The 24,628-nt window shown below is 65.1% G+C and carries 18 protein-coding genes and 1 pseudogene; 5 read left to right on the plus strand and 14 right to left on the minus strand.

Annotation, left to right across the window (positions count from 1 at the left end; translation table 11 throughout):
• Positions 1-95: pseudogene (locus ACN6PJ_RS13105) on the minus strand (electron transfer flavoprotein subunit beta/FixA family protein); the annotation flags it as partial.
• A gap of 88 nt (positions 96-183) precedes the next feature.
• The gene (locus ACN6PJ_RS13110) at positions 184-1,005 is read right to left on the minus strand and encodes an IclR family transcriptional regulator (protein ID WP_427996305.1); all 822 of its coding nucleotides are present in this window, start codon (positions 1,003-1,005) and stop codon (positions 184-186) included.
• 123 nt (positions 1,006-1,128) lie between these two features.
• Here ACN6PJ_RS13110 and ACN6PJ_RS13115 point away from each other — a divergent pair, with 123 nt between their 5' ends.
• On the plus strand, positions 1,129-2,310 hold the full coding sequence (locus ACN6PJ_RS13115; protein WP_427996306.1) for a thiolase family protein: 1,182 nt from the start codon (positions 1,129-1,131) through the stop codon (positions 2,308-2,310).
• Between the two features lie 14 nt (positions 2,311-2,324).
• Positions 2,325-2,717, plus strand: a complete 393-nt coding sequence (locus ACN6PJ_RS13120) for a Zn-ribbon domain-containing OB-fold protein (protein ID WP_427996307.1) — start codon at positions 2,325-2,327, stop codon at positions 2,715-2,717.
• A gap of 100 nt (positions 2,718-2,817) precedes the next feature.
• Here the strand turns inward: ACN6PJ_RS13120 and ACN6PJ_RS13125 are convergent, their stop codons facing one another.
• The 6 genes from ACN6PJ_RS13125 to ACN6PJ_RS13150 are packed head-to-tail and all read right to left on the minus strand — an operon-like array spanning position 2,818 to position 9,521.
• Positions 2,818-4,008 carry an iron-containing alcohol dehydrogenase gene (locus tag ACN6PJ_RS13125; protein WP_427996308.1) on the minus strand — a complete coding sequence of 397 codons (1,191 nt, stop codon included), beginning with the start codon at positions 4,006-4,008 and terminating at the stop codon, positions 2,818-2,820.
• 17 nt (positions 4,009-4,025) lie between these two features.
• A complete protein-coding gene (locus ACN6PJ_RS13130) occupies positions 4,026-5,210 on the minus strand; it encodes an acyl-CoA dehydrogenase family protein (protein ID WP_427996309.1) in 1,185 nt (394 codons plus the stop codon).
• A gap of 24 nt (positions 5,211-5,234) precedes the next feature.
• Positions 5,235-6,011 (minus strand): enoyl-CoA hydratase/isomerase family protein, encoded by a 777-nt coding sequence (locus tag ACN6PJ_RS13135; RefSeq protein WP_427996310.1) that lies wholly within the window; start codon positions 6,009-6,011, stop codon positions 5,235-5,237.
• Between the two features lie 43 nt (positions 6,012-6,054).
• Positions 6,055-7,260 (minus strand): CaiB/BaiF CoA transferase family protein, encoded by a 1,206-nt coding sequence (locus ACN6PJ_RS13140; protein WP_427996311.1) that lies wholly within the window; start codon positions 7,258-7,260, stop codon positions 6,055-6,057.
• Positions 7,257-8,495, minus strand: coding sequence for a CaiB/BaiF CoA transferase family protein (locus ACN6PJ_RS13145; protein WP_427996312.1), 1,239 nt, complete (start codon positions 8,493-8,495; stop codon positions 7,257-7,259). The genes ACN6PJ_RS13140 and ACN6PJ_RS13145 overlap by 4 nt, the downstream gene beginning before the upstream one ends.
• 48 nt (positions 8,496-8,543) lie before the next feature.
• The gene (locus ACN6PJ_RS13150) at positions 8,544-9,521 is read right to left on the minus strand and encodes a Bug family tripartite tricarboxylate transporter substrate binding protein (protein WP_427996313.1); all 978 of its coding nucleotides are present in this window, start codon (positions 9,519-9,521) and stop codon (positions 8,544-8,546) included.
• Positions 9,522-9,811: 290 nt separating this feature from the next.
• On the opposite strand from ACN6PJ_RS13150, the gene ACN6PJ_RS13155 reads away from it, so the two are divergent.
• Positions 9,812-10,831 carry a D-2-hydroxyacid dehydrogenase gene (locus ACN6PJ_RS13155; protein ID WP_427996314.1) on the plus strand — a complete coding sequence of 340 codons (1,020 nt, stop codon included), beginning with the start codon at positions 9,812-9,814 and terminating at the stop codon, positions 10,829-10,831.
• A gap of 47 nt (positions 10,832-10,878) precedes the next feature.
• Here the strand turns inward: ACN6PJ_RS13155 and ACN6PJ_RS13160 are convergent, their stop codons facing one another.
• From ACN6PJ_RS13160 to ACN6PJ_RS13170, 3 genes are all read right to left on the minus strand, one after another.
• A complete protein-coding gene (locus tag ACN6PJ_RS13160) occupies positions 10,879-11,889 on the minus strand; it encodes a Bug family tripartite tricarboxylate transporter substrate binding protein (protein WP_427996315.1) in 1,011 nt (336 codons plus the stop codon).
• An 81-nt stretch (positions 11,890-11,970) separates the two neighbouring features.
• The gene (locus tag ACN6PJ_RS13165; RefSeq protein ID WP_427996316.1) at positions 11,971-13,158 is read right to left on the minus strand and encodes an acyl-CoA dehydrogenase family protein; all 1,188 of its coding nucleotides are present in this window, start codon (positions 13,156-13,158) and stop codon (positions 11,971-11,973) included.
• Positions 13,159-13,179: 21 nt separating this feature from the next.
• The gene (locus tag ACN6PJ_RS13170; RefSeq protein WP_427996317.1) at positions 13,180-14,541 is read right to left on the minus strand and encodes an MmgE/PrpD family protein; all 1,362 of its coding nucleotides are present in this window, start codon (positions 14,539-14,541) and stop codon (positions 13,180-13,182) included.
• Positions 14,542-14,695: 154 nt separating this feature from the next.
• Between ACN6PJ_RS13170 and ACN6PJ_RS13175 the strand changes: the two genes are divergently transcribed.
• Together ACN6PJ_RS13175 and ACN6PJ_RS13180 are read left to right on the plus strand one after the other, a co-directional pair.
• Positions 14,696-15,490 carry an IclR family transcriptional regulator gene (locus tag ACN6PJ_RS13175; RefSeq protein WP_427996318.1) on the plus strand — a complete coding sequence of 265 codons (795 nt, stop codon included), beginning with the start codon at positions 14,696-14,698 and terminating at the stop codon, positions 15,488-15,490.
• A gap of 267 nt (positions 15,491-15,757) precedes the next feature.
• Positions 15,758-19,117 (plus strand): autotransporter outer membrane beta-barrel domain-containing protein, encoded by a 3,360-nt coding sequence (locus ACN6PJ_RS13180; protein ID WP_427996319.1) that lies wholly within the window; start codon positions 15,758-15,760, stop codon positions 19,115-19,117.
• A 21-nt stretch (positions 19,118-19,138) separates the two neighbouring features.
• Here ACN6PJ_RS13180 and ACN6PJ_RS13185 read toward each other — a convergent pair whose 3' ends face one another.
• From ACN6PJ_RS13185 to ACN6PJ_RS13195, 3 genes are all read right to left on the minus strand, one after another.
• The gene (locus ACN6PJ_RS13185; protein ID WP_427996320.1) at positions 19,139-19,951 is read right to left on the minus strand and encodes a hypothetical protein; all 813 of its coding nucleotides are present in this window, start codon (positions 19,949-19,951) and stop codon (positions 19,139-19,141) included.
• A 165-nt stretch (positions 19,952-20,116) separates the two neighbouring features.
• Positions 20,117-23,341: a response regulator gene (locus ACN6PJ_RS13190; RefSeq protein ID WP_427996321.1), complete on the minus strand. Its 3,225-nt coding sequence runs from the start codon at positions 23,339-23,341 to the stop codon at positions 20,117-20,119.
• 57 nt (positions 23,342-23,398) lie between these two features.
• The gene (locus ACN6PJ_RS13195) at positions 23,399-24,628 is read right to left on the minus strand and encodes an EAL domain-containing response regulator (RefSeq protein WP_427996322.1); all 1,230 of its coding nucleotides are present in this window, start codon (positions 24,626-24,628) and stop codon (positions 23,399-23,401) included.

Genomic DNA, 24,628 nt, shown 5'->3' on the forward strand with positions numbered 1-24,628 from the left:
TTCACATTGGCGATATCCACACCAGTCTGATCAGACTTGACGCGCACCTTGACGTTGTAGTCAACGACGCGCTTGACCGGCACCAGCACTTTCATGCAATAGCTCCTTGCTCAAATGAAACCCTGCCGTCACGGCGGCAGGGGGTAATTCCTCGATGCCGTTACCGGCATGCACACGGCGGGGCTAGGCCTCGCCTTCTTTCGATTCCGCCTGAAGCTCGGCCTGGATATCGCGCACCGTATTGGTCAGTATCTCGATCTTCTCTCGAAGAAAACTGCCTGCAAGACGCTTTCTCAAGGCCGAAATGCTCAATGCTCCGACGGGCAAGCCATGCCGGTCGAAGATCGGCATCGCCAGCGACAGGATTTCCTGCACTTCGAGCACTTCATTGATGAAGTAGCCCTTCTTGCGGGCATGCGCGATGTGCTCCCACATGGTGGCGACATCGAACCTGGGATAGTCGCGTTCCAGCCTTACCCTGTTGGCCTGGTAGATGCGTTCGATCTCGTCGTCCTCGAAACAGCTCAACAAGGCAATCGCCCCGCCGCCTATGTTCAAGGGCCGATGCCGGCCGACGTCCGTAACGAAGGCCTTGACCGGGTACGCGCCTTCGGCGCGCGCCGCGCAGACCCCGTCGAAGCCGGACCGTATGGTCAGGAAGACCGTATCGCCCGTGGCTTCGGCCACCCGTTGCAGGTAGGGAAGGCAGACGTCCCGCAGGTCGAACTGCGGCGCCGCCGCCAGACCCATTTCGTAGACGAGCGATCCCAGGAAGTACTTCTTGGTCCGGCTATCCTGGCGGACCAGGCGTTCGGTCACCAGGGCCTGCAAGATCCTGTGCGCGGTCGGACGCGAGAAATCCGCGGCCTTGTACAGATCCACCAGTCGCATTCCCGCGCGATTGTTCGTGGTGATCAGCGTCAGCAGCTTCGCGCAGCGATGAATCATCTGCGTGCCGGTGCGTCCCTCATCGGTGACGGCATTATCCTCGAACCTTGCCTCCATTGCACTCTCCTGAATCTCACTTTGTAGACTTTCGCTTGTGGTCAAAACCCGCGAAGCGCCTAGATAATGGTGGAACGATATCCAGTTTTCAAAAAATAGTCCACATTGAGGGAGATTGATCAGGTGGCAACCGATACCTTGGACACCAGCACATCCGGCATTTCAGCCGTGGTGGGGATAGGCCACACCGATTGGGTGGAAGACTACAAGCGCGTGCGCAACGGCGAGAAGCCGCATGACTCCTATGGCTACGCCGCCCAGGCGTTCAAGCGGGCGCTGGAAGACGCCGGCATTTCGCGCGACGATGTCGATGGTCTGATTGTCGGCCCCACGACGGCCTACGAGCGCATGGGAGAGATCCTGAACATCGATCCCCGTTGGGGTGGGCAGGCGGACGCCGTCCAGGCCGTGTTCCAGGCGGTCATGGCGATCAAGTCGGGCATGGCCGAAGTCGTGGCCCTGGTATACGGCAACGACCAGCGCTCGGCCGCGGTCCAGTACGGCGGGCCGGAAGCGATGGGCGGCGGGTCTTTCCTGTCGTACGTCTATCACAGCCCCTGGGGCCTGACGTCGCAGGGCGCGCTGTACGCGCTGATGTTCCAGCGCTACAAGCAACTGCACGGAATCGGCGACGGCGATCTGGGACAGGTCGCCGTGGGCCAGCGCCAGTGGGCCAGCCTGAATCCGAACGCGATCATGCGCAACAAGCCGCTCAGCCTGGACGACTACCTCGCCGCGCCGTACATCGCCGAGCCGCTGCGGATGAACGATTACTGCCTGATCAATGACGGCGGCGTCGCCCTCATCATCATGGAAGCGAGCCGCGCCCGGCGCCTCGCCAACAACAAGGCGGTGACGATCCATGGCCTGGGCCGCAGCGATCTCAACCATCATGCCACCAGCCTGGGCCCGCGCCTGATGGACTTCTATCTTCCCGCGCAACGCGGCGCGGCCGAGCAGGTGTACGCAGCGGCGGGCGTGGGTCCCAAGGACATCGATGCCCTGATGGTGTACGACAGCTTCAGCCCGCACATCTTCTTCGCGCTGGAGGGCTTCGGCTTCTGCAACCCCGGGGAGGCGGCCAGGTTCATCGCCGACAACGGCATCGGCGTGGGCGGCAAGCTGCCCGTCAATACGCACGGCGGCCACATCTCGGAATCGTACATGCAGGGCTGGAATCACCAGATCGAGGCGGTGCGGCAGGCGCGAGGAAACGAGGGAAAGCGGCAAGTGCCTGACTGCCGCTTCGTGCAGTATGTATCGGACGTCGCTGGCAAGGCCATGTCCATTATCTATGGACAGTGAAGGAGGCCCGTAGCATGAAAAAGAATCCCCGCTTGTACTCCCCCTACGACGCGCCCATGTGGGAAAGCATCGCCGAAGGCCGGATGAAGCTGCAGCGCTGCCCGGAATCCGGCGTATTCCGCTACCCGCCGGGCCCGATGTGCCCCGTCAGCCTCAGCATGGAGTATGAATGGACGCCCATCTCGGGCAACGCCAAGATCATCGCCTGGACGGTGTTCCATCGGCAATACCTGCCGGCTTATCCGGCGCCTCACCTGGTGGTCGCGGTGCAGCTCGAAGAGGGGCCCATCATGGTGTCTTACATGGACCATGCCGATCTGGACAGGATCAAGCTCGATGCCCCGGTCAAGATGATCTATGCCGACCATCCGGACGGCTACCGCGTGCCGAAGTTCACGCTGAACTGAGGGCGCGCCTCCAAACAAAAGCCCGCCACGCGTTTCGAACGCGTGGCGGGCTTTTCTTTCTTGCATGGAGGCGCCGGTACTCCTGCATGACGCCGCGGGATCAGGTCGATTCCAGAAGAATGGCCTGCAGCCGGTCCCGGTGCAGGCCGAGTTCGCGCTTGCGGTCGGCATTGAAGTTGAACAGCGAGGATGCCAGGGCCTGTTCGCGGTCCTGTTCCGACACGCCTTCCAGCCGATGGGGCAGGCCAAGCTCTCGCGTCAGCGATTGCAGCGCTTCGATCGCGCGTTCGGGCCGGGCAGCCTCGGCCGCCGGCAGGCCCAATGCCACGCCCATCTGTTCGATGGCATCCGGGCACAGGGCGGCGAAATGCCGGATCGCGGAAGCCGTCATCAGTACGTGGGTGGCGCCCTGGTCCAGGTGGGGAGCGCAATTGAACAGGGCCGCGCCCAATGCATAGACGGAACGGGCGACCCAGTGCGCGTCGAAAGGGCGTCCGCCGTCGTCCTCGTCCCGGTTCTGCAGCAGGGCCGCGGCGCACATGTCCAGGCGGGCCTGGACATCGGCGGGGTCCCGCAGGCGCGGCAAGGCGGCGCGGGACAGGGCGTACGCGTGCAGGCGCGAAGCCTGGACCAGCGGATTGGCCTGGCGGACCGCCCCGATATTCATCAAGGCGCGCCAGTAGACGCCCAGTCCGGTCGACAACGCCAGGGAGGGCGGCGCGCTGGACAGGGCCTGCGAGTCCCAGAAGATCGCGGCGGGACGGGTCTTGGGGTCGAAAAATTCCAGGCGCGGGCCGCCGTCGCCGCGCCGCAAGGCGGCGCCGGCCCGATTCTGGGCCGAGGTTGCGGCGGTCAGCACGTTGAAGATCGGCGGCTTGGGGCGCCGCAGCCGCGGGCTCACGGGCGCGCCCTGTTCGGGATACTGCGTGGCGAGCTGCGCGAGTTCTCCCCCTTCACCCAGCGCCATCGCGATAACCCGGGTGCCCTTGAGGACGCTGCCCGCGCCGATGGCGATGAGCAGGTCGGCCTGGCAGGCGGCGGCCTGCCGGACCGCTTCCTGCACGTCTTCCAGCGGCGCGTCCTTGCCCATCCGGGGGTATGCCCCCGCGTAGCGATCGCCCAGCAGGTCGCGGATCCGCGCGAGCAGGGGCGTGCGCGTCGCCACGGAGTTGCCGCACACGATGAAGGCGCGTTGCGCGCCCAGCCTGGCGGCCTCGCGCGGCAGCAAATCCAGCGCGGCGTCCCCCGCGTGGATGCGGACCGCGGGAGAAATGGAAGAAAACTCCGCCATGGCCGCCCCTTTTCCTATCAAGCCGCGGGAATGCCGTTGCGCAGCAGTTCGCGCGCCACCACCCAGCGGTGCACTTCGCTGGGACCTTCCACGATACGCATGACCCGGCACATCCGCGAGATGTATTCCAGCGGCAGCTCCTTCGATACGCCCATGCCGCCGAACAGCTGCATGGCGCGGTCCACCACCAGGGTGATCATCTCGGTGCCTTGCACCTTCACCATCGAGCCATCGAGGCGCACGTCCTTGCCGGAATCCATCTTCCAGGCCATCTGGTAGACCATCAGGCGGACCATCTCGATTTCCTGGTAGCTGTCCGAGATCCACCACTGCACGGCCTGCCGGTCGGCCAGCGGCGCGCCGAAAGTCTGGCGTGTATTGGCCTGCTCGATCATCATGTTCAGGCACCGGGTGGCCAGGCCCAGGCAGCGCGAGGCGATTTCAAGGCGGCGCACGCCCAGGCGCTTGGACAAGGGAGCGAACCCCGCGCCCACGTCGCCCAGCACCTGGCTGTCGTCCAGTTCGACGTTGTCGAACACCACCTCGTAGGGGTGGTATTCGCCGATCATCGGGAACGACGTCGGGATGCTCAGGCCGGGCGTGCCCTTGTCTACCAGGAATGCCGTGAACTTGGCGCGCTTGTCGGCCGCCGCGTCCGTCACGGCCATCACGATCATGAAATCGGCCCGGCGCGCGCCGCTGATCCACAGCTTGGTGCCGTTGAGCACCCATTTGCCATTCCGGCGCTCGGCGCGCGTCTTGATGGCGGCGGCGTCGGAGCCCGCTCCCGGTTCCGATAGGGCCAGGCAGCTCTTCTTTTCGCCACGCGAATAGGGCAGCAGATAGCGGTCCACCTGATCGCCCTTGCACAGTTCCTTGAGCATGAACAGATTCGGGCTTTCCGGCGGCAGCACGAACGGCACGATGCTGTTCTTGAGTTGCTCGATCACCAGGCACTTGGTCAGCATGCCGAGGTCCTGGCCGCCGAATTCCTCCGGCACGTCGATGCCCCAAAGGCCGATGTTGCGCGCCTTTTCCTGCAGCGATGCTTCGAGCTCGGGCGGAATGAGGGCGGTGTCGGCAAAGCCGCGTTCGGCTTCGCGGCGGATGATCAATGCTTCGTGGGGAACCAGCTCTTCCTGGACGAAGCGCGCGACGGTATCGCGCACCATGCGCGACGATTCGGGTAATTCAAAATCCAATTTCTTCTCCTGGTGCTCGTTGTTCTAGCGGCCTTGGTAGACGGGCGGGCGCTTTTCCTGGAAGGCGCGCCGTCCTTCGATGCGGTCTTCCGTATCGCGCAGCAGGCCAAAGACATAGCGTTCGTTGTCCAGCGCGGCGGGCAGGGGCATGTCGGCGCCGCTGGTGACCAGGCGCTTGATCGACCGCACCGACAAGGGCGCGTTTTGCGCAATGCGCAGCGCGATCTCGCGCGCCGTGGGCAGCAGTTCCTCGCGGCTGACCACCTTGCTGACCAGGCCCGTGCGCAGGGCCTCGGCCGCATCCACGCGGTCTCCGGTCAGCAGCATCAGCATCGCGTTGGACGCTCCGATCGCCCGCGGCAGGCGTTGCGTGCCGCCGGCCCCGGGAATGCTGCCGATGCGGACTTCGGACAGCGCGAAAACCGCGTTGTCCGAGGCGACGCGGATATCGCAGGCCAGCGCAAGCTCCATGCCGCCGCCCATCGCATAGCCGTTGATCGCGCAGATCAGGGGCTTATCGGTATCCAGGCCTTCCAGCAGATGGTCGGAGTACGCGCGGCCGAAGGTCAGCTCGGCGAAGCTCTCCTTGGGCGGCATGGTTTTCTTCAGGTCGGATCCGGTGCAAAAGGCCTTGTCTCCGGCGCCGGTCAGGATGGCGACCCGGATGTCATCGTCTTCCTTGATGCGTTTCCAGGCGGCATGCAACTGGTTCCGCATCTCCGGGTCGATGCTGTTCATGGCCTCGGGGCGATTCAAGGTCAGCGTGGCGACATGGTCCTGGACGGCAATATCTAATGCCATGGTCTATCCTTTTCGTGTGTGCGTTCAAATTCGGGGCGAGGCCTCAGGCCAGCACGCCTTCCGCGCTCAGTTTCTCGATCGTCGCGTCGTCCAGCCCCAGCAGGTCCCGGCAGATTTCGGCCGTGTGCTGGCCCAGCAGCGGGGCGGGCGACGACGGCTCGGAATGGGCGTGCGAAAAGCGGTAGGGCGGCGAGTTGTAGGTGCTGGGCCCCATTTCAGGATGGTCCAGGCTCACCCAGTGGCCGCGGGCCTCCAGCTGAGGGTCGTTCACCACATCGCGGGCGTCGTAGACCGCGCCGGCCGGCACGCCCGCGTCCTGCAGGGTCCGCATGAGAGCCGACATGTCGTGCGTCGCGGTGCGCTTCGCCACTTCGGCGTCGATGGCTTCGCGCTGCCGCAGGCGCCCCTGCATGGTGGCCCAGTCGGCCTGCGCGGCAAGGCCCAGCACCGTCGCCAGCTTTTCCCACTGGGCGTCGTCGCAGACCTCGATGGCGATCCAGCGATCGTCCCCCGCGCACGGATAGACGCCGCTGGGGGCATGGCCCGGCCTTGTATTGCCATGGCGGGAGTCGATGACGCCATTGACCAGGTAGTTCATCAGGGAAGGCCCGATGAACGCCAGGGTGGGCTCCATCTGCGCCAGATCTATGTACTGGCCGCGTCCGGTCCGGCGCTGATGGCGCAGCGCCGCCAGGATCGCGAACGCCGTGTGGCCGGGGTTGGGAATGTGGTCGGGATAGTTCGTGCCGGTTCCCGCCGGCTCGCGGTCGGGCAAGCCCGTCATATGCTGCAACCCCGTCAGCGCGGCGATCGTCAGGCCATAGCCCAGATCGGCTTTCTCGGGGCCCTCGGCTCCTTGCATGGACATCGAGGCGTAGACGATGCGCTCGGACAGCGACCGGACCGCGTCGTAGCCCAGTCCGAGCTTGTCCATTACGCCCGGGGTGAAATTGTTCGTCACCAGGTGGGCGTCGGCGATCAGGCGCTTGGCCATGTCCAGGCCGCGCGGGTCCTTGACGTTCAGGGTGATGCTGCGCTTGCTGGAGTTGCGGTCCGCGAAATAGCCGCTGCGGTTGACGCCGGGCTTGCCGTCCTTGAACGGCTTCGTGACCCGCAGCGTATCCAGGCGCTGGGAGGATTCGATCTTGATCACGTCCGCGCCCAGATCGGCCAGGATCTTGGTCGTATATGAACCCGCGCCTATCCACGAAAAATCGATGACGCGCACACCTGCCAATAACGATCTCATTGCACTGCTCCTTGCTGCCGCAGCGCCTGCTGCTGGTCCTGGGTGAATCCGGCCCAGGCCAGGACCTCCTGGGTATGCTCGCCAAGCCGGGGCGCCCGCTTGCGCAGCGCCCAGGGCGTTTCGGACAACTTATAAGGTGCTCCGGGCATGCGCAGCGTGGCGCCTTGGGCGTCCTTAACGTCCACGAAGTACCCCCGGTACTCGCGTTGCGGGCTCTGGCTGATATCCCGGGTATCGGAGATGGGCGCCAGGGGGATGCGGCGCTCACGTCCCTTGGCATGGAGTTCGGATTTCGTCAGCGAGCGCGCGAAGGGCGTGAAGATCGCGCCAAAGCGCTGCTTGGCTTCTTCCGTGACGAGGAACGCCTGGTCCAGCCAGCAGGGCTCCCGGAACTGTTCCGCGCCCGCCACGCCCTCGGCGACCAGCCAGTCTGTCGTCACGGCCCAGAACTTGTTGCTGCCCACGCCGCCGGCCATCAGGTAGATATAACCATCGCGGCATTCGAATACGCCGGTCCCCGCCAGGCGTTGCGTGCCGGCGTTGCGCTTGCGGATGGTGCCCTCCAGGTCATAGAACTGCACCGCGTTTTCCATGCCCAGGACCACGCATTCCTGCATCGACACATCGACGTGCTGGCCGGGGTTGCCCGCCTCGGCGTCGTACACCGCGGCCATCGAGGCGACGCCGGCGAAGACGTTGGCCGCGCCCACGGCCTGTTCGCCGCAAGCCACCATCGGCGCCGTGTCGGGGTAGCCGGCCAGGTACATCATGCCGCCCATGCCCATGGCGGTGAGGTCGGTCGCCAGCCAATGCGAGAACGGCCCCGACTGCCCGAACGCCGTAATGCTGGTCAGCGTCAGCGATGCATTGAGCTTGCTCAGCGCGGCAAAGTCCAGCCCGCGGCGGGCCATCACGCCGGGCTGCTCGCTTTCGATCACCAGGGAAGCCTGGCTGGCCAGCTTGCGGAATATTTCCTGGCCGGCTGCGGTGTCCAGATCGAGGGCGATGCTTTCCTTGTTCGTATTCTGGTACTGGAAGGTCAAGCTGGAATCCGGGTCGTTGCGGCCGGCGATCCGAGGCTCCAGGTGCCGGGTGGGCGCGCCTTCCGGCGGTTCGACCAGGATGACCCGGGCCCCCAGGTCAGCAAACAGCTTGCCGCAGTAATTCCCCAGGGGGCCCGCGACGTCAAGTACGGTGATGCCCGCCAGCGCGGCGGCATTTGGCGTCGATGTCATGTGATGTGTCCAGCTATGCGGAGGTCGTGCTTAAGCGCGTGGAATGAATCATTGAACGTGGTAGATGCCGGCCTTCTTGGCGACGTCCGCCCATTTCGTGAGGTTGGTCTGGATGTTCTTGCGCTGTTCCTCGGGCGAGCTCGCAACGACGTCGTAGCCCAGTTCCTCGAGTTGCGTCTGGCGTTTCTTCAGGGACCTGACGATGGCCGCGCTCAGGGTGTCGACGATCTTCGGATCGGCGTTGGCGGGCATGTTGAAGCCATACCAGGTATCGGAGTCGTAGCCCTTGAGGCCGATTTCGTCGAGGGTGGGGACGTCGGGGAATTGCTTGTTGCGCTGCGGGCTGCCGATGGCCAGGATGCGGATTTTCCCGGCGTCGACGAGTTGCTTGGCGGAGGCGGACTGGACGAACATCATGCTGATCTGACCGCCGAGCAGGTCCGTCATGGCGGGTTCGCCGCCGCGATAGGGCACGTGGAGGATGTTCACGCCGGCCATGCTTTTCAGCAGTTCTCCCGCCATGTGCTGGGAGCTTCCCAGGCCGGCCGATCCATAGCTCAGGCCTTCGGGGTTCGCCTTGGCGTGGGCGATCAGCTCCTGGGCCGTCTTGAAGGGGGAGTCCGAGCGGACGACCAGCACGATGGGCGCGTTGACGGCGATCGACAGCGGTGTGAAGTCCTTCAGCGAGTCGTAGTTCAGCTTCTTGTAGATGGCCGGATTGACCGCCATGATGCCGTCGGTCGTGAATCCGAACGTATAGCCGTCGGCGGGCTGGCGGCGCAGGAAGTCGGCGGCGATCGTTCCGCCCGCGCCGGGGCGGTTCTCGATGATCACGGGCTTCTTGAATTCCTCGCCCAGATCCTTGCCCACCATGCGCGCAAGAGAGTCGGTGCTGGCGCCCGCGACGTACGGCACGATCAGTTTGATCGGTTCGGTGGGATAGGCGTCGGCCGCGACAGCCTGGGCGGCGGACGCCAGGCAAACCGATCCGAACAAACATTTCATCCAGTGCTTGATGGAAAACATCAATGTCTCCTGTTTTTCTGTTGAATTCACAAATCCACTGCTTATGACGATTGCACGCTCAGGCGCGAGCCGCGAAGCGTATAGATGTTAGGTAGACATCAACCCACAAGCAATGATTAAACGACCACAATATGAACTAACGGCTAAGCGTTGCGACAGCGGCATAGGAGAGGAACGGGTTTTTAATCTCACATAGCAGACTAAATAAGCCGAAGGAAGATGGACTCCGGGACGGGTTCTCGCTCAGAATCGAGGCCTTCTCCATCAAGACTTCCACCACGGAAACAGACATGCCCAAGCCCGTCCTCTCCTCGAAATCCCGTGTGCTGGTTTCGGCGCACATCAAAGACAGGGAGGGCGAGGCGATTGCCGCGCTGGCCGCCGCCAATGGTGGCGAGATAACGCTCGTCGCGGCGGCGCCCGACCTCGGGCCGCAAGAACTGGACGGCATCGACGCGGCTTTTTTCAGCCGGGATATACACGCGATGCCCGGACGTCCGCCGTCCAATGACGACACCCGCATTTTCTTCCGCCTGCTGGATGCGTGCCCGAACCTGAAATGGCTGCATATTTTTTCCGCCGGTTCGGACGGAAAGGCATACCGGAAACTCCAGGCCCGGGGCGTGGCGGTATCGACCAGCCCGGCCGCCAGCGGCACGGCGGTGGCCACCAGCGCCCTGGCCGGCATCCTGGCGTTGAACAAGCGCTTGCCCTGGCACCATGCCAATCAACAGGCGCGGGCGTGGCGGGCCATGCCGGACGAACTCAGCCCTCTTGCGTTGGACCGCCAGACCGCCGTGCTCGTCGGCACGGGGCACGTCGGCGCGGCGCTGGCCTCGTGCCTGCAGGCGCTGGGCATGCGCACCGTCGGCGTCAACCGCAGCGGCAGGGCGGTGGCGGGGTTCGACGAAACAATGCCTCTGGCACAGCTGGACGGCCTCATCGGCCTGGCGGACTGGCTGGTCATCTGCTGCCCCTTGACGGACGAAACGCGCAACCTCGTCGACGCCCGCAGGCTGGGCCGGCTGCGGCGCGAGGCGCACCTCGTCAATGTCGGACGAGGCGGCATCGTGGACGAATCCGCGCTGATTGCCGCCTTGCGCGAGAAGCGCATCGCGGGCGCCTATCTCGACGTTTTCGAGCACGAGCCGTTGCCGGCCGAATCCGAAATCTGGACGTTGGACAACGTCATCGTGACGCCGCATTCCGCGGCCCGGATTTCGGACTTCAACGACCGGGTGGTCTCCTGTTTCCTGGACAACCTGCAGCGCTGGCTGGCCGGTCGGCCGCTGGCGAACATCGCGGGCTGAGCCGGGAACGCAGGGACGCGAAAGGCGCGGCCGCCTTCCGGCCCGGATCAGTTGTCCAGCGAGATGTTCTTGAGCTTGATCACGTCGGCCCACATCTTCCGGTCGGCCTGGATCAGCGACGCATAATCCTGCGGGCTGCTCTTCTGGGGAAGTACGAATCCCAGGTCGCCGAATTTCTGCCGGAACCCCGGATCGGCCAAGGCCTTGTTCATCGCGCCCGACAGGGTGGAGATGCGGTCGGCCGGCGTTGCCGCGGGCGCCATGAACCCGTAGCGGACCGTCACGACGAAGCTGGGATAGCCGAGTTCCGCGAAGGTCGGGACATCCGGCAACAGGGCCAGCCTTTCCTTGGATGCAACGGCCAGGGCCCGCACGTTGCCGGCCTTGATCTGCGGCAGCGCCGACCCGACCACGCCGAACAGCGCCTGCACCTCCTTGGACACCAGAGCCTGCATGGCGGGCGCCCCGCCCTTGTAAGGCACGTGGGTCATCTGCACGCCGGCCATCTGGCTGAACAGCTCGCCCGATAGATGGAACGTGCCGCCGGTGCCCGTGGAAGAGAAGTTCAGCTTGCCGGGATGCGCGCGCGCATATTCCACGAACTCCTTGAGATTCTTCGCCGGCAGCGCAGCGTTGACCAGCATCACCAGCGGCAAGTCGCTCACCAGGCCGATGGGCGTCAGGTCCTTGTCCGGGTCGTAGGAAAGCTTTTTGTATAGCAAGGGATTCAGCACCGCCGTGGAATCCGAGGCCAGCATGAACGAATACCCATCGGGTTTGGAACGTGAAACATGGAGCGCGGCGATAATGCCGTTCCCTCCGGTTCTGTTTTCCACCACGACGGGGGAATCCAGTTCGCGCGCCATGCGTTCGCCCATGGCGCGCGAGATCAGGTCCGTCGTCGCGCCCGGTTCGTAGGGCACGGTCAACGTTATGGGACGGCTGGGGAACGTGTCGGCGATTGCCGAGGCCACGCACCCATATCCAAGCGCCACGCCGGCGGCCACGCCCGCCAGCCGCCGCATCCCCCGGGATTGCCAGGACCACTTCTTATGCATTGTTGTCTCCTTCAAAACGTGGCCGCCGCAGGCCTGCGCCGCGGAAGGCCGCCAAAAAGCCGCGAGGCGAGAGGCCCGTCTTTATTGTTGGGGAAGGCCGTTACGCAGCAGGTCCCGCGCAATCACCCAACGATGCACTTCGCTGGGCCCTTCGACGATGCGCAACACCCGGCACATGCGGGCGATGTACTCCAGCGGCAGTTCCTTGGACAGGCCCATGCCGCCGAAAAGCTGGATGGCCCGGTCGGAAACGCGCTGGATCAACTCGGTGGCCTGCACCTTGACCATGGAACCGTCGCGCCGGAAATCGGCCACGCCCTGATCGATCTTCCAGGCCAGGCGGTGGATCAGCAGGCGGACCATCTCGATTTCCTGGTAGCTATCGGAGATCCACCATTGGATCGCCTGCTTGTCCGCCAGGGGAGATCCGAAGGTCTGGCGCGTGTTGGCCTGTTCGATCATCATTTCCAGGCAGCGGCTGGCCAGTCCCACGCAACGCGACGCGATATCCAGGCGGCGGATGCCCAGCCGGTTGGTCAGCGGCACGAATATGTTCCCCACGTCGCCCAGGACCTGGCTGTCTTCCAGCTCCACGTCATCGAAGAACACCTGGTAAGGATGGAATTCGCCGATCATGGGATAGGACACCGGGATGCTGACCCCGGGAGTCCCTTTATCGACCAGGAAGGCCGTCATGCCGCCCCGGGATCCGAGCTTCGGATCCGTGACGGCCACGACGATCATGAAGTCGGCGCGGCGAGCGTGGCTGATCCACATCTTGGCGCCATTGAGCACCCACTTTCCGTTCTTCCGTTCCGCCCGCATCTTGATGTTGGCCGCGTCGGAGCCGGCGCCGGCCTCCGACAACGCGATGCAGCTCTTTTTCTCGCCGTTGGCGTAGGGCAGCAGGTACTTATCGATCTGCGGGCCTTTGCACAGCGCTTTCAATAGATGGAGGTTGGGGCTGTCGGGGGGCGGCACGAAAGGCACGATCGAATGCTTGAGCTGTTCGATCACCACGCACTTGGCCAGCATGCCGAACTCCTGGCCGCCGAATTCCTCGGGCACGTCTATGCCCCACAGGCCCACCTCGCGCGCCTTCTGCTGAAGCGTGGCTTCCAGCTCGGGCGGGATCAGCGGATCGTCTCCCATGCCGCGCTCGGCTTCGCGGCGGATGATCAGGGCCTCATGCGGGATCAGTTCGCGCTGGGTAAAGTTCCGGACCGTTTCTTGAATCATCCGGGTGGTGTCGGGCAACGTGAAATCCATATTCGTTCCTAGCTCCATGCCTCATGCTTGAATGGGTTCTTCGCGGCGCCCGATCGAGAGAAAATCCTCGATCCGCGCCTTCGGGTCCGATGCGATCGCCAACTGGGACTCCGCATCGGCTTGCACGCCCGCCCAGCCGTAGCAGTCCCTGGCCTTGGCCACGAGCGCCCCGTCAGTCAAAGGCAGCGCCGCCGAGCCGCGCAACGCCTCGACTTTGCGTTCGATGCATTTGCCGTCGCGGGTGTAGAGGCGCACCAGCGCCCAACGCGGAAGGATCGAGTCGCCAGGCGTGCTGCATCCCCGCACGTGGGGCAGGAATTCCTGGATCGCGGGGCGCCGCACGCTTTCGTCCGTGAACGTGGCCAGGCCGATGCGGCCGTCCAGCAGCGCCGCGGCAACGGCGTATTCGAGGCTGAACTTGCCCTGCAGCCCCGTCGTGGGCCGATGGTGGATAAGCGGGACCAGCGCGCCAGGGCTGGTTTCGATTTCCACGCGCTCCACGTCCGGCAGCGTGATGCCAAGCTCGGCATGCAGATCGAGCAGGCCGTCCAGCGTCCTGTGGGTCGCGTAGCACAAGGGGTACTTCTTGACCTCCAATCCGCTGGAAGCCAGCTCCAGCGGCGCCTCGCCGAGCGCCGCCAGCGCCGTCGAGAGATCCTGCCCCTGTCCGTAGAGCGCGGCATAGCCCTGCTGGGCGTCCATGGCGTCGGGCGACGAGGTGAAGCCCGCCTGCGCCAGCCGGGCGGCGCGTATCGCGGCCGCGTTGGCGTGCCCGGCCTGGAAGGATTTCGCATCCGAGCCGAAATTCGCGCGCGTGCCGGCGGCCTGGGCGACCGCGATGCCGATGGCGTGCGCCGTCTGTTCCGCGTCCAGCCCCAGCAGATGGGCGCACGCGGCCGCCGCGCCGATGACGCCGATGCTGGCGGTAACGTGCCAGCCCTTCGCGTAGGCGTCGACGGCGGCGGCCTTGGCCAGCTTGCACATCACTTCGAAGCCCACCACGTAGGCGGCGTGCAGGCGTCCCATGCCGATGCCATCGGCTTGCGCCAAGGCGGTCAGCGCGGGCCACAGGACCACGCTGGGATGGCCGCGCAGAGGCGAGGTCACATCGTCGTAATCCAGCACATGGGCGGCGACGCCGTTGTAGAACGCGGCCGCTTCCGGATTGGCGCGTCCGGCGCATCCCCAAAGCGATGCGCCGTCGCCTGATCCGAGCGTCGCGAGATACGACAGGGCGCGCACAGAGGCGGGCTCGTTCCTGCCGGCCACGCCCACCGCATAGGTGTCCAAGAGGGAGCGCGCGCAATCATGGCGCAGCGCCGGGCTCAGGGCTTCGGCGTCGAAGGCCGCGGAAAATGCCCCAATCTGTTCAGAAGGCGTCATGCAGGTCTTCCTGGTGTTCAAGCTTCCGGCCGGGGCTGGGCTTGTTTGAAAAGTCCATAATTTGGACTTCTTTCGCGTGTCAAAGCATTTACTCTACCCAATCCCTGCATATCGGTCGCATAATTGCTTCGCCATAAGGTCCATATAGTGAAAAATGTCGAACCGTACCGAGCGCGGCGCCAGCAGTGGAACCCAGGTCCTGCAACGGGCCGCCTCGCTGTTGCGCCTGATCGCGGCGAATAACCGCCTGGGAATGCGCCTGACGGATCTGCATGGCTTGAGCGCGATAGAAAAGCCCACGGCACATCGCATCCTGCAGGGGCTCATCGCCGAACAGATGGTGCGGCAGGACAACACGAATAAGCGCTACTACCTGGGCCCGGCCATGTATGAAATGGGGCTCGTCGCGGCTCCCAGGGTGGCGCTGCGCGACATCTGCCTGCCCCATCTGCAGGCGATCGCGGAGCAGACCGGCGACACGGCGTTCCTGACGATACGTTCGGGATTCGATGGCTTGTGCATCGATCGGGCCGAAGGCGGCTTTCCGATCAAGGCGTTCGTGCTGGACATAGGCCGGCGGCGTCCCTTGAACGTGGGCGGAGGCAGCCTGGCCATACTGTCGACGCTGCCCGAGGCCGAAATCCAGCGCATATGCAGCGCCAACGCCGATCGCGTCAAAGCGAACTTCCCCCGCTACAGCACCGCGGATCTGTTGCGCGACATCGCCGCCTCGCGCGCGCGCGGCTACGCGCTCAAGGATGTGCTGGAAATACCCGAGGTGCGCTCCGTCGCCGTGCCGATCTGCGGGCGGGATGGAGAAGCGATCGCCGCCATCAGCGTGGCCACCCTCAGGGCGCGGCTCGACGATGCCCGCGCTGCCACCGTGGCGGCCTGCATTGCGCAGGCCGTCGCGCAGATCGAAAGGCGGCTAGACGACAGGCACGCATGAAACGGCGAAAAAATGGCGCGGGCGACCGTGCTGAATTCGCACTATTTATTTCGTAGTTTTGTTAATTGTGACGACTTTGCAATTGTTTGCATTGTCTGAGGAAGTAATCCTAGCGTTTTAAGAATAGTCCTATGGTTTGCGTACTACGCGGCCAGCACCATGAAGACTACTGCAACGTACTGCTGCCATCCGGTACGTACATAGTCCATCTCAGGTTGTTCTGGATTTGTATGGGCACGGCTCGGATGGGAGCCAAGGAAACCCTCCATGCAAATCAAGCTCAGCCCCATCATGATGGGCCTGCTCGCTGCTGCGCTGCCTTCGGCGCTCTGGGCGGCGGAGCGAGGCCAGATCGTTGTTTCGGATCCCGCCGGCGCGGCTCACGTCACGCTGGACCCCGGCGATACCGTCACCTACGCCGACACCGGCGCGGCCATCGACGTCTCCGTGGCCGGCAATACCGTGAGCGGCGACCAGGTCACGATCACGGCCGGTTCGGCATCGAAAAATACCGTGGGCGCGCGGGCGACGTCGGGGGGATCCATCCGGCTGACGAAGAGCGTCGTCAAGACCCTGGGCACCGGCCAGTATGCTCACGCCCTGCACGCCAAGGGGGCGGGCAGCCTGATCGAGGCCGTGGATTCCCGGATTTCGACGCAGGGCCAATACTCCTACGGCGCCTATGCGCAGGACGGCGGCCAGATCGTCCTGGATGGAGGCAGTATTACGACGGCCAGCCTCGGTGGCTATGGCCTCAGCGCCGACGGCGCGAACGCCGCCATCACGGCCAGGAACTTGAGCATTACCGCAGGCAAGAACGCCAATGCCGTATACGTGGGCAAGGGCGGAACCGTGACGCTCGAGAATTCCACGGTCAAGTCGGATCCCGCCGGGTCCGGAGCCGGCTTGTATGCGTCCGGAGCGGGCTCGCTCATCTCCATCCGCAACACCGACGTCGAGGTCGGCACGGGCATTGCCGCCAACATCAATGGCGGGCGCTTCGAAATGGACGGCGGTTCGTTACGGGTCAATGGCGGATACGCCGCCGTCCAGCTCGGCGCGCTCTACGGCGCGCCCGCGTCCACGGCGGACATCCGCAACGCCACGCTCACCACCACCGGAACCTACATCTACGGCATCAACATCAATACCGAGAACACGTCCGCCGTGCTGGACAACGTTTCCATCGACGTCCGGGGCACCACGGGCGCCACCGGCGTCTGGCTGCCTTCTGTCGGCACGTCCCTGACGGCGCGGCATTTCGATATCTATTCCTCCGATCTGGGCATCGACACTCGCGCGGGAAAAGTCGTGCTTGAGGACGGAACCGTCACCACGAAAAACCACCACGGATTGTATGTGTCTCGCGAATACGGCAGTTCGGCGTCGGTCAAGGCCACCAGGGTGCAGGTCGAAACCTCGGGCGCGGGCGCGGTCGGCGCGCTGGCGCGCGCTTCGGGCGCCGAAATCGTCCTGGAAGATTCGTCCGTGAAGACGCACGGCGACACGGCCTATGGATTGTTCGCCAGCGGCAGCGGCGCCCGGTTGTCTACGATCAACACTTCCGTCACCACCGAAGGCGCCTCCGCGACCGGTCTGTCGATGAGCAACCGCGCGGCGGTTACGCTGGACAACACCCGCGTTTCCGTTTCCGGCGCCGACGCGCGCGGCATCTGGAGCTACACCACTGGCGCGGGCATAAGCAATGCGGTCACGCTGAAGAACGGCACGCAGATCAGCACCCAGGACGGCGCGGGCCTGCTTGCCAGCGGCGGCGCGCATACGTTCACGATCGAGAATTCAGGCGTCACCGCGCGCGCGGGCGGCATGGAGGAAGGCGGCATGCTGTTGCACGGGCGAGCCGTCACCATCACCAGCGGCGGCGTTTCCACCGTCCTCGAAACCGAGCAGGTCAACCTGGATGCTACCCGCTCCGTGCTGACGGGCGACGTCGTCATGGATAGCGGCATCGCGGACATCGCCCTCAAGAGCGGTTCGGTGCTGACCGGCGCCACGCTTGAACGCGGCGCCGGCCGAGTCAACAGCCTGTCGCTGGATGGCTCCAGTTCCTGGAACGTGCGCGGCGATTCGTCGCTGGGCACGCTGAACAATGCGGGCACCGTGGCGTTTTCCGCGCCGGCGGGCGGCGTCTTCAAGACACTGACCGTCAACAACTATGTGGGCGGCGGCACGCTGGTGCTGAACACGCGTCTGGGCGACGACAGCTCGCCCACGGACAAGCTCGTGATCGACGGCGGATCGGCCACCGGCAATACCGCGCTGCGCATCCTGAACGCAGGCGGCGCGGGTGGGCAGACCCAGCAGGGCATTCGCGTGGTCGAGACCATCAATGGCGGCACCACGGCGTCGGACTCGTTCCGGCTGGATGCGGGGTCGACCGGCTACCGTTCCAGCTCCGCCACCCTGGCCCTGAACGGCTACGACTACAGTCTGGTGCGCGGCGGCAACGGCGGAGCGGAACCCGACTGGTACCTGACGTCGGAATACACGCCGCCCGTGGAACCGCCGGTAGAGCCGCCGGTGGAACCGCCGGTGACGCCTCCGGTGAAACCTCCCGTCACGCCTCCGGTCGACCCCATCGCTCCGCCGGAAATCCTGCCGCCGCCGGTGGCGCCGGCCTTTCAGAACGTGTCGCCGGAAAGCGGCGCCTATCTGGGCAACCAGCGCGCCAGCACCCGCCTGTTTACGCACAGCCTGCGCGACCGCGCGTCGGCCTATCGCGCCGCGCCCGATGCGGCGTCCGACGGGCGGGGCGTCTGGGCGCGGGCGGAAGGCCGTCATGACGGCGGGATGAGCATGCGGCAGGGCAAGGTCGATATCGATACCGACAGCGGCATCCTGCAACTGGGCGGCGATTTGTTGCGGGCGCCTGTCGGGCAGAGCGGCGCGGCTTACGCGGGGGTCATGGCGGGCTATGGCGAAGCGCGCAGCCGGTCCACGTCCACGCTGATGCTGCCGGGTTCGGGCGTCAAGACGCACGCCCGGGCGCGCGGAAAGGTGTCGGGATACTCCGTGGGCGTGTACGCGACCGTATACCAGGATGATGCGAGCCGCCTGGGCGCCTATGCGGACACGTGGCTGCAGTACGGCCGCTATTCCAACCAGGTCAGCAGCGAACTGGGCTCCGCGCGCTATCACTCCGATGTGTGGTCGGCGTCGCTGGAATCGGGCTACGCGCTGGCTCCCTTTCCCAAGGACTCCGCCCTGGGCGGCCTGGTGGTGGTGCCCAACGCGCAGGTGGTCTATAGCCGCTATGACGCGAACGACGCCACGCTCCAGGGCACGCGCATGCGCAGCGGCAACGACAACGCCTGGACCACGCGGGTGGGCGTGCGCCTGACCCCGGGAACGAAGCCCGGCGAGGCCCCGCCCGCGGTGCGCCCGTTCCTGGAAACCAACTGGCTGCATAGCAACAGCGGCGCGTCGGTCCGCATGGGAACCAGCACGCTGGACGCGGTGCCGTCGAGAAACGCGCTGGAGCTCAAGCTGGGCGCGGAGGGCCAGGTCGGCAAGGCGGTGCAGGTGTCGGGTCACATCTTTGGCCAGGCCGGCAATGACAGCCAGCGCGGCTATGGCGGCATGTTGAACGTGCGCTACAGCTGGTAGCGCGGGCTGGCGTCGGCCCCGCTAGGGATAGCGGGCGCCGACCCGGAACGCGCGCCAGTTGTCTCCGCCGAGCGTGAGCAAGGCCTTCAGGCTGTTTGCGCCCATCGCTGGCGACAGCACGCTGCCCTGGAAGCGCAGGTCCGGGAACACGCGCATCCAATGCAGGTCGTGCGCGTGGTTCACGTTGGAAACCAGCACGGGAAGCTTGGCGAGTTCGGCGCGTTGCACCAATTCGATGAAGCGGCTGCGCAAGGAGGAGAACTCGGAAAAATCCGAAGGGACCTTGATGTGCAGGCCGGTGACCTGCACGGCGCCGTGCGAGCTCGGCCCGCCTCGGGCCATAGTGGGAGTGAGCCTGACCCGCAGGCCGATATTGAATTCGGCGTAGCAGGAAAACAGGTGCGCGCGCGCATGCAGATGGGCAACCAGCGGCGCATGGAAGGTGACGAGCCTTGCGGGATACGCGGTATCGAAACCGCAGCGTTCCGTCTGCGCGGGGTCGGGAGTGGCAAGAAGTTCGGTGCCGTCGAGCACCAGGCCGCTCGATGCACATAGTTCGGCCGCGGACCAGCCGATGCTGGGAAGATCGGTGCCGTAATCCAGTGTGAAGGGGATGTGTTCGCGGAAAGGCCGAAAGAAGGCGAGGGCCTCGCGCGTGAGGCGGGCGGGCCTGCCGGGGGCATGGCGCCGCAACGCATGGCGGCCAGGGCCGGCGACCGCGTATTCGAGCACCAGGCCATCGGCGGAGAATATCGGTTGGAAACTCGGCCCTTCCGTGGCCGGGCGTGCCGGGGGCTCCGCCGTGGCGGCATTGTGGTGCACTAGGGATTCCATTGATCGCATCTGTCAGCAACCGATCGGTTATGGACGATGCCGCTACCGCGGCACGCATGCGAGACAGGAGGCTGAGCAATTGGCAAATGAAAATTCTAGTGACCGTGAGATTGTCCTTCTATGGGAATATTCTCAATCTGATGCCGGGCATGACGGCGCGCGGGATCAAACCGCCGCCAGCATGGCTTTCATGTCCGCGATCAGCGCCGCCAGGTTCTGTTGTGCCGCGGCGCTCAGGCCGTCATTGCGCAATTGATTCTCCACGCGCTCGGACTGGTTCTGCAATTCGGTGAGCTCGACCGCGGCCAGGCCGCCGCGCATGCGATGCAGCACGGCGCGCAGATCGCGTTCGCTCGCTTCGCGGGCCGCCTTCTCCAGCTTGTCCAGATCCTGGTTCATGGTTTCGAGGAAGATCGCCCGATATCTGGCGGGGATGGCGGGCGCCTTGCCCGGGGCGCCGCCGGCGGGCGTCTCGGACGTTTCCGCCGCCTGCGGCGGCGCGGAGGGCTGGGGCTGCGCATCGGCGTGCGGGCGCAGGCGGCGCCACAGCGCGCGCAGTTCGATCGGCTTGACCAGCCAGCTGTTCATGCCGGCCGCCATGCAGCGCGTTTCCTCTTCCTTCATGGCGTTGGCCGTCACGCCGATGATGGGCACGGTGACGCCTCGCGAGCGCAGCGTGCCGGCCAGGTCGTAGCCGTTCATGCGGGGCATGTTTACGTCGGTCAGCACCAGGTCGAACGGCTCGATGCTCCACATGGCAAGCGCCTCGGCCCCGTCCGGCGCGATCACCACCCGGCAGCCCAGCTGTTCCAGCTGGTCGCGGATCGTCACCTGGTTGATGGGGTTGTCCTCGGCCACCAGCACGCGCAGGTTGAGGGCCGTGTAGGCGGCCGGACCGGAATCCTGCGGCACCTCGGCGGCGCCGGACATCAGGCGTTCGATGGCCTGGCCGATGCTCAGCATCGAGTGCCGGTCCACTTGCGGACGGTGCTTGGCCAACGTATCCGCGCCGCCCGCGACGATGAGCGGGCCCGCCCAGTCCGCGGGCTTGGCGTGGCTGGTCAGGAGCACGTCGACGAGCACGCCGTCCAGGCCGCCGTCGGGGTGGCCGTCGGCGGGCACGATCGTCGTGTGCGCTCCCCAGCATGCCAGCCATTGGCAGACGTTCTCGCTCAATTCCTTGCGAGGGCTGCGCACGTGGACGTTGAGGCCTTGCAGCTGGGGCGGGGTGGCGGCGGGCGCCTCCGCTTTTTCCAACTCGATGTCCACGGAGAAGCTGCTTCCCAGTCCGGGCTCGCTGGTGACGTGGATCGTGCTGCCCATGAGTTCCGCCAGCTTGGCGCAGATGGACAGGCCGATGCCGGCCCCCCGGACGGTGTGCGAGCCGCTGTCGATCTGGTAGAAGGGTTCGAACAGGCGGACCTGCTCCGCGGGGCCGATGCCCACGCCGCTGTCGACCACCTGCAGCGCCAGCCGGACCTTGCCGCCGGGACGGTCCTCGGCCCGCAGCCGGGCAATGACGTGGCCGGATTCCGTGAACTTGATGGCGTTGCTCAGCAGGTTGCTGAGGATCTGCCGTATCCGGCCGCCGTCGCCCTTTACGCATTCCGGCACCGCGGTGTCCACGCAGCTGTAGATGATCAGGCCTTTCTGCTCGGCCATGCTGGCATAGGACGCGACCGTGCCCTGGAAGAGCTCGCGCGGGTCGAAGGTATCGATTTCCAGGGCGAGCTGGCCGGATTCGATCTTGGTGATGTCCAGGATGTCGCTGATGAGTTGCTGGAGGATCACGGAGGATGTCTGTATGCGGTCGACGTGACGGCGCTGTTCGTCGCTCAGCGGCGTCATGGCCAGCACCTCCAGCGTACCCAGCACGCCGTACAACGGGGTGCGGATCTCGTGGCTCATCGTGGCCAGGAACGTGGATTTCGCCTCGCTGGCCTTATCGGCCTGCTCCTTGGCCAGAGCCAGGGTGCGCTCCATTTCGGCGCGCGCGCTGATGTCGGCGAACGCGCACAGCACCACGTCCTGCTTCTTGTAGCGGGTGGGCGCGAAGGTGACGAACAGCGGCCGGCCGTCGTATGCGAGAAAGGTTTCGATGGTGCCCGCCGCGCCGGATCCCAGCGCCTGGCGCAGCAGCTGGTTGGCGTCGGGCGAATTGTGCAGTTCTCCGCCCGGCTCGATGCCCAGCCATTGGGAGGCCAGCGCATTGCTGAACACCACTTTGCCGTCGGGACGGGAAAGCACGCAGAGCGCGACGGGAGCGGTGCCCAGCACCGCGCGATTGAATTCCTCGTTCTCGACGATCTCGCGATGGGCTGCCTCGGCCGGCTGGATCACCCGCCGGTTGTACCAGCGCAGGTAGGCCACGCCCAGGCCCAGCCCAAGGATCGGCAGCAGCAGGACGCCGATGGGCAGCCACATATTGGCTCCGAAGAAACTGCCGTACTTCAGCTTGTAGTAGCCCGTCCAGGTTCCGGTCCTGTCGGTGATCTTGAGGACGAGGCCGTCGGAGAAGTAATGCAGGCCGGCGCCCTCGGCCTGGGGCGGCGGGGTGTCGCCTATCAGCAAGCCGGTGCCTTGCCGGGCCAGCCAGAACTGGTCGTACAGCGGTTCGTTCAGGACCTTCTCGGAGATGTTGATGCGATCCCTGTTGAGCAGCGTCGCGGCGTATACGTTGCGGCGGGTTCCCGGCGCCTCGTTCGCCAGGCCCAGCGGCAGGCTGCTGGGGAGCAGGCCTATCATGGAATTGGGCAGGCCCGGATCCTGGATCCATTCGACCTGGCCCGGCGTATCGAGCAACGATTCGTCGGGGTCCGTGCCGCCCGCCTTGGTCATGACCGCGTCGACCACGGTCATGAAGGCGCGGCGGGTGAGAGGCTCGTAGCCCGAGTCCGTGGCCACCGCGGGAACGCTGAGGCTCACTTTCCGGCTGGGCGAGATGACGAACACCGGCGCCGCGGGGAAATACGACGCGGCCCAGTGGCTGGAGTAGAAATCGGACAGGTAGGGGCCGATGCCTTGGAAAACGCCGTTGCTGACGGGACAGGCGTCCGGCCGCTGGCACAGCAGCGAGAACGGCATGGACGCGAGCGCGTGCTGGCCCTCGAAGAAGCGCCAGTCGGGAGGATCGAACCCCACGGCCTCGCTGACGCTGGCGTAAGACACCAGGTCATGGGAATCGGGGCGCCGCGTCTGGGTATGCAGCACACGCAGCATCCGTTCCTGGGCGTTGATGTAGCCGACGAGAATCGAGAAGTCGATGCGGAACTTGTCTTTTTCTTCCTGCAGGATGCGCTGGCCGCCCCAGTAAAGGGCGCCGGCCAGCACCATCACGAGCGGCAGGATGCCGAACAGCGCGGTATTCAGGCGGCGGGAAGCACGCGTCACCTTTCTCAGCGGCGTATCCAGTTTCATAGACGATGTGGGCCGATCTCGCGCTAGGGTTTAGTGGGGCGGAGTGCAAGTGGAAAAATAAGGGCTGGGTTCGTTGGCCAGCAAACGGCTGAAAGCCGAGACATCCACGGCGGCGGAGATCAGGTAGCCCTGGGCGCAATCGCAGCCGATCTGGCGCACGAATTGCAGGTCCTGCATGGTTTCCACGCCTTCCGCCGTGACTTGCAGGCCCAACTGCCTGCCCAGCTGCACGGAGGATACCAGCGCGGCCGCCCTGACTTCATCCTTTGCCGCCCCGCAAACGAACGCGCGATCTATTTTCAGCTCCGTAAAGGGGGTTGAGATAAGGCTGTACATCGTACTGTAGCCTTTGCCGAAATCGTCTTGAGACAGCCCGAATCCCTTCAGCCGCAGGCGGCTGGTGCCCATATAGTATTGCCCGGGGCCGACCGTCATGTCGTCTTCCAGAAGTTCGAAGGTCACGTCTTCGGCCGGCAGCCCGGAATTGGTGACCATATAGTAGAGCTCGTCGGGCAGCTGCGGCCTGTCGAGCAGGGAAGTGGGAAGATTGACGGAAATGGGGATGCGATGCCCCTGGCCGCGCCAGATGCGATAGGCCTTCAGCCCGTCTTCCAGCATGCGGATCAGCAGTTCGTGGTCCAGGCCGTAGTCGCGCAAGGCCTTCAGGAACGACGAAGGCATCATCAGCCCCAGTTCCTGGTGCTGCCAGCGCACCAGCGCCTCGGCGCCCACGATCTGCCCCGACGACAATGATTTCTTGGGCTGGAACCATGCCCGGATGCTGCCGTCGCGTAGCGCGCTTTCCAGGCTTTTCCTGTCGAGCAGGCTGCTGGCACAGTCGGCCAGGGGGGCGCTGGATGCGGCGTCGGCGGCGGGCTTGCGCAGCAGGCCGGCGGCAAGGCTGTCGATCTGCTCGTGCGAAACGGGCTTGACGAAGGCGCCCAGCACGGCAAGGCCTCTTTCCTTCGCCATCAGGCTGATGCTGTTGGCCATGCGCCGCGAGCAGCCCGTCACGATGGCGAGCATGGGGTTCAAGTCCTGGCGGGCGAGCTCGTGGATGAACTGGGCGCCGTCCATGACCGGCATGTTCACGTCCATGACGACGAGGTTGTAGCCGTCGTCCCGGATGCTCCGCAAGGCGTCGCCCGCGCTTTGCTGGGTGTCCACGTGGTTGAACCCCGCCTCTTCCAGCATGTCCTTCAGGTGCGCGCACTGAAAAGCATGGTCGTCCAGAACGAGCACTTTGTAGGCAGACAACAT

This window comes from Achromobacter sp. (genome assembly GCF_050285585.1).
Classification (GTDB): Bacteria; Pseudomonadota; Gammaproteobacteria; order Burkholderiales; family Burkholderiaceae_B; genus Achromobacter.